The sequence below is a fragment of the Streptomyces virginiae genome (assembly GCF_041432505.1).
GTDB lineage: Bacteria > Actinomycetota > Actinomycetes > Streptomycetales > Streptomycetaceae > Streptomyces > Streptomyces virginiae_A.
The window spans coordinates 1,075,308-1,088,756 of record NZ_CP107871.1 but is presented as its reverse complement, the minus strand read 5'-3'; the positions used below and the strand labels follow the sequence as shown (position 1 = coordinate 1,088,756).

Annotated in this window: 10 protein-coding genes; 7 read left to right on the top strand and 3 right to left on the bottom strand. The window is 72.2% G+C overall.

Annotation, left to right across the window (positions count from 1 at the left end; genetic code table 11):
• Positions 1–123 precede the first annotated feature (123 nt).
• From OG624_RS05220 to OG624_RS05200, 5 genes are all read left to right on the top strand, one after another.
• On the top strand, positions 124–1,239 hold the full coding sequence (locus OG624_RS05220; protein ID WP_033213952.1) for a nitronate monooxygenase: 1,116 nt from the start codon (positions 124–126) through the stop codon (positions 1,237–1,239).
• A 5-nt stretch (positions 1,240–1,244) separates the two neighbouring features.
• A complete protein-coding gene (locus OG624_RS05215; RefSeq protein ID WP_371587269.1) occupies positions 1,245–2,828 on the top strand; it encodes an acyl-CoA synthetase in 1,584 nt (527 codons plus the stop codon).
• Between the two features lie 242 nt (positions 2,829–3,070).
• Complete coding sequence (locus tag OG624_RS05210; protein WP_033213950.1) at positions 3,071–4,174, top strand: calcium:proton antiporter; 1,104 nt, start codon at positions 3,071–3,073, stop codon at positions 4,172–4,174.
• A 118-nt stretch (positions 4,175–4,292) separates the two neighbouring features.
• The gene (locus OG624_RS05205) at positions 4,293–4,889 is read left to right on the top strand and encodes a hypothetical protein (protein WP_033213948.1); all 597 of its coding nucleotides are present in this window, start codon (positions 4,293–4,295) and stop codon (positions 4,887–4,889) included.
• Positions 4,890–5,293: 404 nt separating this feature from the next.
• Positions 5,294–6,028 (top strand): hypothetical protein, encoded by a 735-nt coding sequence (locus OG624_RS05200; RefSeq protein ID WP_158711708.1) that lies wholly within the window; start codon positions 5,294–5,296, stop codon positions 6,026–6,028.
• A gap of 43 nt (positions 6,029–6,071) precedes the next feature.
• Here OG624_RS05200 and OG624_RS05195 read toward each other — a convergent pair whose 3' ends face one another.
• A complete protein-coding gene (locus OG624_RS05195) occupies positions 6,072–8,513 on the bottom strand; it encodes a penicillin acylase family protein (protein ID WP_371639146.1) in 2,442 nt (813 codons plus the stop codon).
• A gap of 157 nt (positions 8,514–8,670) precedes the next feature.
• Between OG624_RS05195 and OG624_RS05190 the strand changes: the two genes are divergently transcribed.
• Positions 8,671–10,221 (top strand): fatty acyl-CoA synthetase, encoded by a 1,551-nt coding sequence (locus OG624_RS05190; RefSeq protein WP_371639145.1) that lies wholly within the window; start codon positions 8,671–8,673, stop codon positions 10,219–10,221.
• Positions 10,222–10,280: 59 nt separating this feature from the next.
• On the opposite strand, the gene OG624_RS05185 is transcribed toward OG624_RS05190, so the two are convergent.
• On the bottom strand, positions 10,281–11,057 hold the full coding sequence (locus OG624_RS05185; protein ID WP_371640835.1) for a YhjD/YihY/BrkB family envelope integrity protein: 777 nt from the start codon (positions 11,055–11,057) through the stop codon (positions 10,281–10,283).
• A gap of 149 nt (positions 11,058–11,206) precedes the next feature.
• Complete coding sequence (gene paaK, locus OG624_RS05180) at positions 11,207–12,511, bottom strand: phenylacetate--CoA ligase PaaK (RefSeq protein WP_326747355.1); 1,305 nt, start codon at positions 12,509–12,511, stop codon at positions 11,207–11,209.
• Positions 12,512–12,891: 380 nt separating this feature from the next.
• On the opposite strand from paaK, the gene OG624_RS05175 reads away from it, so the two are divergent.
• Positions 12,892–13,422 (top strand): hypothetical protein, encoded by a 531-nt coding sequence (locus tag OG624_RS05175; RefSeq protein ID WP_371639144.1) that lies wholly within the window; start codon positions 12,892–12,894, stop codon positions 13,420–13,422.
• Positions 13,423–13,449 lie beyond the last annotated feature (27 nt).

Sequence of the window (13,449 nt, the reverse complement as noted above, 5' to 3'; positions counted from 1 at the left end):
CGCACGGTAGTGGGTATCTGCCCGCCCATCGGGCACCCTCCGCACCGACCGACCCGTAAAGAATCTGACACTGCATCAGAAAATCTCTTCCCTCGGCCGGCGGGCTGCGGCATCCTGCCGCCCATGGAGACGGAGCTGAGCAAGAAACTGGGAGTCGAGCACGCCATCTTCGGCTTCACGCCCTTCCCGGCGGTCGCCGCTGCCATCACCCGCGCGGGTGGCTTCGGCGTGCTCGGCGCGGTCCGCTACACGGCCCCCGACGACCTGAAGCGCGACCTCGACTGGATGCAGGCGCACACCGACGGCAAGCCCTACGGCCTCGATGTCGTCATGCCCGCCAAGAAGGCCGTCGACGGCATCGCCGAGGCCGACATCGAGGCGATGATCCCGGCCGCCCACCGCGCCTTCGTCCGCGACACCCTCGCCAAGCACCACGTGCCCGAACTCGCCGAGGGCGAGGCCTCGGGCTGGCGGATCACCGGCTGGATGGAACAGGTCGCCAGGCGCCAGCTCGACGTCGCCTTCGACTACCCGATCAAACTCCTGGCGAACGCGCTCGGTTCGCCGCCCGCCGACGTCATCGCGCGCGCCCACGACCACGACGTCCTCGTCGCCGCCCTCGCCGGGAGTGCCAAGCACGCCCGCCGCCACGTCGAAGCCGGCATCGACATCGTCGTCGCCCAGGGCTACGAGGCCGGAGGCCACACCGGCGACATCGCCACCATGGTCCTGGTGCCCGAGATCGTCGAGGCCGTCGCCCCCCTCCCGGTCCTCGCCGCCGGCGGCATCGGCAGCGGCGAGCAGATCGCCGCCGGCCTCGCCCTCGGCGCCCAGGGCGCCTGGCTCGGCTCGCTCTGGCTCACCACCACCGAGGCGGACCTCCACTCGCGCGCCCTCACCGAGAAGCTGCTCGCCGCCGGCTCCGGCGACACCGTCCGCTCCCGCGCCCTCACCGGCAAGCCCGCCCGCCAGTTGCGCACCGAGTGGACCGACGCCTGGGACGACCCGGCGGGTCCGGGCGCGCTCCCCATGCCGCTCCAAGGCCTGCTCGTCGCCGAGGCCGTCTCCCGGATCCAGAAGTACGAGATCGCGCCCCTGCTCGGTACCCCCGTCGGTCAGATCGTCGGCCGGATGACCGAGGAACGCAGCGTCCAGGCCGTCTTCGACGACCTCACCAGCGGCTTCGAGAGGGCGATCGACCGCATCAACCGCATCGCCGGCCGAGTCCGAGAGGCGTGACCGACATGACCGCGACGACGTCCACGACCCCCGCCACCGACCAGCAGCCGCCCAACGGCTTCTGGGCCCAGGCCGCCGCCGACCCCGGGCGCACCGTACTCGTGACCCCCGAGGGTGAGGAATGGAGCGCGGGGCGGCTGCACGCCGACGTCAACCGCCTCGTCCACGGCCTGCGCGCCGCCGGACTGGAGAAGGGGGACGTCTTCGCCGTCGTCCTCCCCAACGGCGTCGAGTTCCTCACCGCCTACCTGGCCGCCTCGCAGGCGGGCTTCTACCTCGTTCCCGTCAACCACCACCTCGTGGGCCCCGAGATCGCCTGGATCGTCTCCGATTCCGGAGCCAAGGTCCTCATCGCCCACGAGCGCTTCGCCGAGGCCGCCACGGCCGCCGCCGACGAGGCGGCCCTGCCCGCGAGCCACCGGTACGCCGTCGGAGCGGTCGCCGGCTTCCGCCCGTACGCGCAGCTCCTCGACGGGCAGCCCGCGACCGTCCCCGAGGGCCGCACGCTGGGCTGGGTCATGAACTACACCTCCGGCACCACCGGCCGCCCGCGCGGCATCCGCCGCCCGCTGCCCGGCAAGCTCCCGGAGGAGACGTACCTGGGCGGCTTCCTCGGCATCTTCGGCATCCGCCCCTTCGACGGCAACGTCCACCTGGTCTGCTCGCCGCTCTACCACACGGCCGTCCTCCAATTCGCGGGCGCCGCCCTGCACATCGGGCATCCGCTGGTCCTGATGGACAAGTGGACCCCGCAGGAGATGCTCCGCCTGATCGACGGCCATGCGTGCACGCACACCCACATGGTGCCGACCCAGTTCCACCGCCTCCTCGCCCTCCCGCAGGAGACGAAGGACGCGTACGACGTCTCCTCGATGCGGCACGCCATCCACGGCGCCGCGCCCTGCCCCGACCACGTCAAACGGGCGATGATCGACTGGTGGGGCCGGTGCGTGGAGGAGTACTACGCGGCCAGCGAGGGCGGTGGCGCCTTCGCGACCGCCGAGGACTGGCTGAAGAAGCCGGGAACGGTCGGCAAGGCCTGGCCGATCAGCGAACTCGCCATCTTCGACGACGACGGCAAGCGGCTGCCGCCCGGCGAACTGGGCACCGTCTACCTCAAGATGAACACCGGTGGCTTCAGCTACCACAAGGACGAGGGCAAGACGAAGAAGAACCGGATCGGTGACTTCTTCACCGTCGGCGACCTCGGCCTGATGGACGGGGAGGGCTACCTCTTCCTCCGCGACCGCAAGATCGACATGATCATCTCGGGTGGGGTCAACATCTACCCCGCCGAGATCGAGTCGGCCCTGCTCACCCACCCGGCCGTCGCCGACGCCGCCGCCTTCGGCATCCCGCACGCCGACTGGGGCGAGCAGGTCAAGGCGGTCGTCGAACCGGCCGAGGGCTTCGTGGCGGGCGACGCCCTGGCCGCGGAGATCCTGCACCACTGCGAGCGACAGCTCGCCGGCTACAAGCGCCCCAAGACGGTCGACTTCATCGAGACGATGCCGCGCGACCCGAACGGCAAGCTCTACAAGCGGCGGCTGCGCGACCCGTACTGGGAGGGCCACGAGCGCGCGATGTGACGGTACGCGCCGACCGCGGCCCCCCGGGGCCGTCCGGCGCGCCGAGATCGCGGCCGTCCGACGGGACCACCCGGGTGCGCCCCGGCCGGTCCGGGCGGCCGCGGTACCCCGCGTACGGGCCGCTCGGCACCCGTGTGCTCGGCCCCCGCCACGCCCGGGGATCGCGTGAGAAATGCCACGAGAGGCGCCCGGAGGCGCGCCTTGCGCCGCACCGTCGGGACAATTCTGGCAACTTGGCCGATATGAGTACGGCAACCCGCAGATCGTTCCTGACCGACTGGACCGTCGTCGTCCCCGTCGTCGCGCTCGTCGCGCTCGTCTTCAGCTGGGGACGGGACCTACCGGGATTCGCGGTGGCGCTCGTCGCGCTCTGTCTCGCGGGCGCGGTGCTCGCGGCCGTCCACCACGCCGAGGTCGTCGCCCACCGCGTCGGCGAACCCTTCGGCTCCCTCGTCCTCGCCGTGGCGGTCACCGTGATCGAGGTGGCGCTCATCGTCACCCTGATGGCCGACGGCGGCGACAAGACCGCCTCCCTGGCCCGGGACACCGTCTTCGCCGCCGTCATGATCACCTGTAACGGCATCGTCGGCGTCTCCCTGCTCGTCGGCGCCCTACGCAACCGGGTCGCCGTGTTCAACCCCGAGGGCTCCGGGGCCGCCCTGGCCACCGTCGCGACCCTGGCCACCCTCAGCCTGGTCCTGCCGACGTTCACCACCAGCAAGCCGGGCCCGGAGTTCTCCACCGCACAGCTCACCTTCGCCGCCGTCGCCTCGCTCGCCCTGTACGGGCTCTTCGTCGCCGTGCAGACGGTCCGTCACCGCAGCTACTTCCTGCCCGTGGACACCGGCGGCGGTGCGGCCGGCGGCGAGGAACACGCCGACCCGCCCACCGCCCGCGCCGCCCTCGTCAGCCTCGCCCTGCTGCTGATCGCGCTCGTCGCCGTGGTGGGCGACGCCAAGGCCGTGTCCCCGACCATCGAGCGGGCCGTCGCGGCCGCCGGACTGCCCCAGGCGGTCGTCGGTGTGATCATCGCCCTGCTCGTGCTGCTGCCCGAGACCCTCGCCGCCGTCCGGGCCGCCCGCCGCGACCGCGTCCAGACCAGCCTGAACCTCGCCTACGGATCCGCCATCGCCAGCATCGGCCTGACCATCCCGGCGATCGCCCTCGCCTCGATCTGGCTCTCCGGCCCGCTCCTGCTCGGCCTCGGCCCGATCCACATGGTGCTGCTCGCCCTCACCGTCGTGGTCAGCGCCCTCACCATCGTCCCCGGGCGCGCCACGCTGCTCCAGGGCGGCGTCCACATCGTGCTGCTGGCCGCGTACCTCTTCCTGGCGGTCAGCCCTTAGGCCCTGTTCCGATTCCGGATCACGAGGGTGGTCGGCAGTCGCCGGCGTACTCGGCCTCTTGTCGGACACCGCTGTTACGTTGACGTGAGGATCTTGCTTCGACCTCTGGAGGGGGCGTATGTACGACGAACGGCTCGCCGAGTTCTCCCGCGAGCGGCTGGACGGCCGTCCGATACCCGACGATCTGCGCGTTCTCCTGGTGGCGCAGTGGGAAGGGCGCACCGACTTCACCCGCCTTCTCGACCTGGACTTCTTCGAGGCAGGAGAGGTTCACCCGCTCCTGGACACCAGCTATCTGAGCGAAACGGAACTCGCGGACCCGGAGATGCAGGCCGTCAACGCCGCAGCCGCGGAGATGGCCACATACGTCAAGCTCGTGGCGAAGGGCGGAAAGGGGTGGATCGGCTACTGGCTGCACCCCGACGAACCCGCGGAACGGGCCTGGCATCTCACGGAGTTGGACACCGAGTTCACCTTCTGGAGCATGGTCGGCCTCACCCTGACCGAGGGGGTCGCTGCCGAGCGGGCAAGCTACCAGGACGAGTCCGACGAGCGAATCGCGTTCACCCAGCTGGCCGCCGAAATCGCCGAGCTCGGCATCGCGCTGAGCACCCAGGACTACGACGCCCTCGATGACACCGAGTACAGGGTGAGACCGGAGGAACTCATGGAGGAGCTGATCGAAGCCGAACGCGAGAAGCGCGGTCTTCGCTGAGCGGGGCGACGCATGCGCCCCGGGCGCCGCGCGGGAGGAGTGCGCCTTGTCGCCGGCCACGGCGCCGGGCCGGGTGCGCGTACGTCCCACCGGCCCGCGCACCCGCACCCCGGCGGGCGCAGCGAGAAACTGCGGGCTGCCGGTGGCCTGTCCGGGGTTGACCACGAACGACAGACAGCGGACGGCGGCGTCGGTCGGCCGACAGGTGAACCTTGCAGGTCAGACCGCCGCCGGAGCGGCCCAGGGCAGCCGCCTTCCGTCGCACCGCAACGTCGGCGCCGCTGCCGGCTTCGGTGATCATCTGAACCACGATCGCTGCTCCGCACAGGCCCTGGTGGAGCCCCCGCATGCCCCTACGTGCCCCCGCGCGAGGTCGCGGCCTGGCTGCTCCTTACCCTCCTCCCATGAGCATGGGCGTGGACGTTCCGGAGTACGTGCAGGATCGCGAGCTGGTCGCGGGCGAGGAGCTCGCCCGCGACCCCGCCTTCTGGCTCGCCCATCTGATGCTGACGATCGGCGATCCGGGCGAGCCTTCCGAGCCGTACGGTGTGGACGCGTCCGCCTACGACGAGATGGTGGAGCGCCTCGGTGACCCCGACCTGCCGTGGCCGGTACTGCGGCTCCGCTTCGACGGCGGGCACACCGCCTATGCCGTCTACGCCAACGAGGAGGACGAGAACAACGTCGAGTACTTCGTCCGACACCCCCGCTGGGGGCGCCTGGGCCATCTCGGCCAGTGCGGCGCCGACGACGCCCTCCCCGGCCTGTCGTGGACCGAGCTCGTCACCCTCGCCACGAGTACCCAGGGCGATGGCGAAGGCCTGACCGATCCGTCCGAGCGCCTGCTGCTCCTGCTCCCGATGCTCGGCGACGCCGACCTGCCCGCCGAGGCCCCCGACACCGTCGCCCGCGCACTGGCCCACTGCGGGATACGCGCGGACGCCGCCGGGGAACTGGCCGCGACCCTGGTGGGGGAGCCCGACCCGGCCGGTGGGCCCCGGTGGGCGGTGACGGAAGCCGGCCCGATCCCCGTGTGTTCCGCCCCGTACAGCCCCCGCCGGGTACCGCTCGCCCTGGGCATCACCCCGGATCAGGCACATGCCCTGGCCGCCGCCCTCGGGGCGACGCCGGCCGGGTGACCGCCGCCCGCGGGGCGGGCGGCGGCGGGTTCGGGCGCGGGGCTCAGCGTCGTTCGCGGACCAGCGCCACCCTCAGCTTCGGCGACGTGAGGATGTCCCGTTCGCAGAACCGTGCCGTGACCCAGCGTTCCTCGGAGTACAACCGGGTCTGGTCGGCGTAGTACGGCGAGCTCGGGTTCGAGGACTGGCTGTACGTCAGCAGGGTGCGCGCCACCGGGCAGCGCCCGCCGTCCCAGCCGACGGCCTGGATGTGGCTGGACCCGTGCGCGACCTCCGCGTAGCCGCCGGCCGCCGCGTTCCACGGTGCCTCGATCTTGTTCCAGACGCCGAGCGCCTCCGTGCCACCGCCCACCGGTAGCTTGCGGCCGCCGCGGACCACGAACTGGTGCTCACCCAGCGGGGCGTCCAGCGCGATCCCGGCCGCCTTCAGCTCCGCCACCGTGTCCGCGAGCGCCCGCCCGATGCCGGGCGCCGCCTGGTCGAGCGTACGAGGGGTCCGTACGGGATCGGCCGCCGAGAACGGCACCAGCCACAGGTCCTTGGCCGGCGTCGAGGCGGTCAGCTTGCGCCAGAACCGGTCGAAGAACAGCGCGCCGCGGCTGGTGCTGTCGGTCGTACGGTCCCAGCTCGCCAGCACCCCGCAGGCCGCCGAGACGTCCACCGCACCGCCGTCGCTCGCCGTCGCCGTGCCGCCCGGCAGGGCGGAGCACGCCTTCGCCGCGTCCGCCGCCGCCAGATCACCGGCCGGCACCCGGTTCGCGAACTGCTGCTTCTGCAGGTCGGCCACGGTCAGCCGGCCCTTCGCCGCCATCGCGGACACGTCCTCGACCGCCCCGCGCGTGCGGGGCGAGCGCGGGGTGGCGACGTTGCCCCAGATCCGCTCGTAGCCCGTCAACGGCCGGTCCGCGTTGGCCAGCCAGGCACTGTCGTTGGAGTTCTCCACGTAGGGGGCGTCCCGTAGCGTCGGTGCCTTCCCCGGGCCGAAGACCCCCGGCTGCACCGCGTCCGGATCCGAGCCGATCACGCAGTCGCCGCGCGAACCGTCCAGCACCGCCAGCCCCGAGGCCGGGTACGTGGCCCGGCCCATCGGGGTGGAACAGCGGGCCACCAGCTCGTCGGTGATCCGGGGCAGCACCTGGGTCTGGGTGAAGAGGGTGCCGCCCGCGGAGTCGGCGGCCACGGTGTTGACCCAGGGCAGGCCCTGGGTGCGCCTCAGCGCGTCCTGGACCCCGGCCACCGAGCGGGCCTTGCCCATCGCGAGGGCGGTGTCGGAGCCGCGCAGGTTCGCGGCGTTCGGGTCGTTCAACGCGTACGCCGTCTGCGCGGTCCACGGCAGGGGCAGGCCCGGGCCGAGGTCCGAGACCACCGGTCCGTAGCGGGTCCACCACTGGGTGCGGGTGACCGGGGCGCCTCCCGCCACCGGGACGGTGACGGTCCGCCGGGTCATCCGCTCCGGCGTGCCGTCGACCAGGTAGGCGGTCGGATCGGCCGGGTCCAGCGCGAGCTGATGGAGGTTCACCGGGGTGCCGGTGGCCACCGTGTGGCTCCAGGCCACCTTCTCGTTGAAGCCGATGTTGACCACGGCGGTGCCGAGGAGGGAAGCGCCCGAGACGTTCAGCTCACCCGGGATGGTCTGCTGGAACTGCCAGAAACGGCGCCCGCCGTGCCACGGGTAGTGCGGGTTGCCGAGCAGCAGGCCGCGGCCGCTCGCCGTGGTGGAGCCGGCGAAGGCCACGGCGTTGGAGCCCATGTCGTAGCGGCCGGTGTCGAAGAACTCCCGCGCCGCCTCGGCGGCGGCCGCCGGATCGGCTCCTTGGGGGAGGGCCGTGGGGCCCGTCGGCGAGCCCACGGTGCCCGGGGGCCGGGCGGCCGTGATGCCGTCGATGCCGCGGCCCTGGCCGCCGAGGACCGAGACGGCGAAGCCGCGGGCGGCCACGTCGACCGTGGTCACCGGGCGGACCCAGCCGGCACCCTTGCACGCCGGGTCGGTGATCTTGTTCTGGGCCAGCCAGGAGTTGTACCCGGCGGCCCAACCGCGCATCAGCTCCTCGAGGTCCTCGGTGGGACCGGCCGGGGCGGGGGTCGCCAGCAGCTTCTCCACCGTGCCGGACTCCCGCACCCCCTTGAAGTAGAGGTCGCTGGAGAGGTTCTTCGTGGCCGAGGAGAGCGAGAAGTCGGGCGCGGCGTCGGCGCCGAACCAGCGGGAACGCTCACCGGAGACGGTCACGAAACCGTCGGCGAGGACGCAGACCTGGTCGGCGGCCTGGGCCCAGCCGGTGCCGAAACCCAGGTGCGCGTAGTCGCGGGCGAGGATGTGCGGGACGCCGTTCTCGGTGTACCGGATGACGGCGGACAGGCCGCCCCCGGCGGCCGTCCGGTCGTCGGGGGCGGCCGCCGAGGCCTGGGGTACGGCGGCCGTGGCGGCGAGCAGAGCGGCGCCGGTGAGGGCGACGCGGCGGAGTATCGGACGAGTGCTGAGACGCAACAGTCCTCCCAAGTGTCCTGTGAGCGGGCGTGGTTACCCGTCGGACAGGCGGTACTTCCGTGCCCCCACACTCATTCAGCTCGTCCGATGATCTGTCAACATCCCGTTTGGTATCCGGTTATTGACCTTGGGCGTACGGGGGGACGAGGATCGCGCCATGACGGCAGACCGGGCGGTGCGGGCAGGGCGAGCGGTACGGGACGACACGGTCGACGGACTGGTGCGGCACAGCGCGCGGCGGGTCCCCGACCGCCCGGCCGTCCGCTACCGCGAACGGACCTGGACGTACGCGGAACTCGACGCGGCCGTCACCACCGGCGCCGCCCTGCTGCGGGAGCGGCACGGACTGGCCGCCGGGGACCGGGTCGCCACCTTCGCCCACAACTCCGACGCCTACCTGCTCGCCTACCTCGCCTGCGCCCGGGCCGGGCTCACCCACGTCCCGGTCAACCAGAACCTCACCGGCGAGGACCTCGCGTACATCCTGGACAACTCCGCGAGTGTCCTGGTCCTCGCCGATCCCGACCTGGCCGGGCGGATTCCCGACGGGTACCGGGTACGGGCGCTGCGCGACGCCCCCGACTCCTTCCTGGCGGAGCTGGCCGATCCGCTGCCCTTCGCGGCCGACCGGGACCCGGACGCGCTGGTACAGCTCCTCTACACCTCGGGGACCACCGCCCTGCCCAAGGGCGCGATGATGACCCACCGGGCCCTCGTGCACGAGTACGAGAGCGCGATCGAGGCCTTGGACCTGGCCGAGGACGACCGGCCCGTCCACTCGCTGCCGCTCTACCACTCGGCGCAGATGCACGTCTTCCTGCTGCCTTACCTGGCGGTCGGGGCGCGGAACACGATCGTGGACGCGCCGGTCGCGGAGCGGATCTTCGACCTGGTCGAGGCGGGGGAGGCCGACAGCCTCTTCGCCCCGCCGACGGTGTGGATCGGCCTGGCCGACCACCCGCAGTTCGCGGTGCGTCAGCTGGGCGCCCTGCGGAAGGCGTACTACGGGGCCTCGATCATGCCGGTCCCGGTCCTGGAACGGCTGCGCGAGCGGCTGCCGGACCTCGGCTTCTACAACTGCTTCGGCCAGAGCGAGATCGGCCCGCTGGCCACGGTGCTCGGGCCGGCGGAGCACGAGGGGCGGATGGACTCCTGCGGGCGGCCCGTGCGCCACGTGGAGGCGAAGGTGGTGGACGAGGACGGCAAGGACGTGCTGGACGGCACGGCGGGCGAGGTGGTCTACCGCTCGCCGCAGCTCTGTCTGGGGTACTGGAACGACCCGGTGGCCACGGAGAAGGCATTCCGGGACGGCTGGTTCCGCTCGGGCGACCTCGCGGTGCGCGACGCGCAGGGGTACTTCACGGTCGTGGACCGGGTCAAGGACGTCATCAACTCGGGCGGGGTGCTCGTCGCCTCACGGCAGGTGGAGGACGTGCTCTACACCCACCCGGGCGTTGCCGAGGCGGCGGTGATCGGGCTGCCCGACGAGCGCTGGATCGAGGCGGTCACGGCGGTGGTGGTACCGCGCGGGGAGGCGGGCGAGCCGGGCCGCGTGACGGAGGGGGAGCTGATGGCCTACGCCCGGGAGAAGCTCGCCCATTTCAAGGCCCCGAAGCGGGTGCTCCTCGTGGACGCCCTCCCGCGCAACGCCAGCGGCAAGATCCTCAAGCGGGAACTGCGCGACCGCTTCGCGCAGCCCGGCGACTGAGCCGGCCACCGGGACCGACCCGGCCACCGGCCCCGGCCGCCGGCGCGCGGGGAGCCCGGTCAGCCGGGGTGCGGAGGGTGTGCGGCGGGGTCCTCGGGCGGGAAGAGCCCGCCGCGCCGCAGCCGCCGCAGGGTGAGGTGCTCGTGCACGAGACGGCCGACGAGCGCGCCGCCGTAGACCACGAAGCCGACGCCGACCAGCCAGGACTGGACGACGAGCAGGGTGCCGAAGGGGCCGTAGATCACCGCGTTGGAGGCGATGAGCGGGGAGAACACCAGCTGCGAGAAGATCCGCAGCCCCAACAGCCCGAGGCTGGTCGCCACCGCTCCCGGCACCAGGGCGCGCCAGCGGACCCGGCCGCCGAGCAGCAGGCGCTGCGAGGCGATGAAGAACAGACAGGTGCCGACGAGGTCGCCCAGCGCGCCGAGGATCGTGCCGAAGGCGTTGTCCGACGGCGAGGGGATCCCCACGAGCAGGCCGAGGTAGCAGACCAGCAGCGCGAGCCAGACGACGTGCAGCCACATCGTGTGCCAGCGCGCGGTCGGCAGGTCCCAGACCTTCTCGTAGCCGGTCTGGACAGCCGACCCGAAGGTCAGGCCGAACACCGCGAGCGCGGCCAGACCGAACGCGGTCGTCCGCTCCAGCGCCAGGTCCGCGGCTCCGAACAACATCTCCACCCGGACCCGCGAGGCCTCCGTCACCCCGAGGGCCTGCCCCAGCCAGCGGCCGAAGCCCGAGCCGCTCCCGGGCGCGGCGGCCGCCACGACCACCAGCAGCGGCACCAGGGTGAGGAAGCCGAGAGCCGCGAAGCCCATCGCCCGGTGCATCAGCTCCATCTCCCGGCCGCGGCTCCAGGCCAGCCCGATCTGGGAGCCCTGGAGCCGGTCGTGGAGCTGCCGGAGGGAGGAGATCACACCTCATGGACTACCCCCGAGCGCCGGCTCGCTCCCGGGGGCCACCCCCAAATGGGCCCGAAGGGGTGGTTTCAGCGGCCGGATCCGCGAAGGTCGACCAGTCTCTTGATCTTCCCCACCGAGCGCTCCAGCGTCTCCGGGTCGACCACCTCGACCCGCACGGAGACCCCGACCCCCTCCTTGACGGCCCGGACCACGGCGTCGGCCGCGTCCTGCCGCCGCTCGGCGTCCGTCTCCCGGCGTGCCTCCACCCGTACCGTCAGGGCGTCCATCCGGCCCTCCCGGGTCAGCCGCAGCTGGAAGTGGGGGGCCAGCCCCGGCGTCCGCAGCAGGACCTCCTCGATCTGGGTCGGGTACACATTCACCCCACGCAGGATGATCATGTCGTCGCTGCGGCCCGTGATCTTCTCCATCCGACGGAAGGCCGGCCGGGCCGTCCCGGGCAGCAGCCGGGTCAGGTCCCGGGTGCGGTAGCGAATGATGGGCATGGCCTCCTTGGTGAGGGAGGTGAAGACCAGCTCGCCGGGCTCACCCTCCGGCAGCACCGCGCCTGTCAGCGGGTCGACCACCTCGGGGAAGAAGTGGTCCTCCCAGATGTGGAGGCCGTCCTTGGTCTCCGCGAACTCCTGGGCCACACCCGGTCCGATGACCTCGGACAGGCCGTATATGTCCACCGCGTCGATGTCGAGCCGTTCCTCGATCTCCCGGCGCATCTCCTCGGTCCACGGCTCCGCGCCGAAGATCCCCGTCCGCAGTGAGGTCGCGCGCGGGTCGATCCCCTGGCGCTCCATCTCGTCCAGCAGGGTCAGCATGTAGGAAGGGGTCACCATGATGACCTCGGGCCGGAAGTCCTCGATGAGCCGGACCTGCCGGTCCGTCATCCCGCCCGACGCGGGCACGACCGTACAGCCGAGGCGCTCGGCGCCGTAGTGTGCGCCCAGGCCGCCGGTGAACAGCCCGTACCCGTAGGCGATGTGGATGATCTGGCCGGGCCGCCCGCCCGCCGCGCGTATGGACCGGGCGACGACATCCGCCCAGGTCGAGAGGTCCTTGTCGGTGTACCCGACGACGGTCGGCCGCCCGGTGGTACCGCTGGAGGCGTGGATGCGGCGCACCTGGGAGCGCGGCACGGCGAACATCCCGAAGGGGTACTGGTCGCGCAGATCGGCCTTGGTGGTCAGGGGGAACAGGGAGAGGTCGGCGAGCGACCGGCAGTCGTCGGGATGCACCCCCGCCTTGTCGAAGGCCTGTCGGTAGAAGGGGACCTTCTCGTAGGCACGGTGCAGGGTCGCCCGCAGCCGGGTGAGCTGGAGCGCGGCCAACTCGTCGTGGCCCAGCCGCTCGCCCTCGTCGTGGAGATCCGTGTACACCGCCATGCCGTCACCTCATCATGAGAACCGACCGATCATTCGGTAGATTGCCAGGAATCCGCAGGTTAAATCAATGACTCGAACGAGTGATCGTCTGTTGTGGTGGCCCGCATGCCCACCCGCACCACCTGTGAAGGAACCGAATTCGCCCGGCACCTCCACGGGGCGGTGAGCCGCCGGCCCGCATCCCGGGCGGCGTCATGCGGGCCTCCGCGTACCTGGGAGGCCTGGGAGACCTCGGCGGACTCGCGGCGCGGCGTCTTCCGATCCTCCTCGACCCGCGCGGTACGGGCGACTCGGCGGTACCGGACGGCCGATGATCCTTCAAGATCGGCGGGGTGACAGACTGGCCGGCCGTATCGCGAACCGAGAGGACCGACATCATCGTGCGACGGATACTGGTGATCACAGCCGTGGCGTCCCTGGCCTTGGCGGCGTTGGCGACGGCCACCGTGGCCGCCGGCGTGTATCTGCTGCGGGACCTCGGCCCGCTGCCCCCGCGATACTCGGGTCCGCCGCTGCCTCGCGAAGCGGTGGTGTCGGAGATGACCTCGATACTGGCGGCGGAGGGCATCACGGTGGAGCGGGAACCCTCCGGGGGCGTGCGCACGTGCCACGAACGGCTCTCCGGGCGTCATGCGCCGGAGACGGCGGACGTCGCCGTGCAAGCGGCCTTCGCGCGGGCCCGTTCCGACCACGGCTGGCGGGACGGCCCCGACCTGGGCGAGCGGACGCTGACCCTGGCGAAGGGCAACTGGACGGTGATGTCCAGCCTCATGGGCGAGCAGGCGTCAGGTCAGCCGGCACCGGTGTTCATGGTGCTGACCTGCGTGGACGAGGGCGACGCCGCCACCGCCCCCACCGCCCCCACGGCACCTTCAGCCCCGGCCCTCACACCCGCGCCCGCGTCGTCCTGAGCGGGCGCGGGGCGTGCGACCGTACGG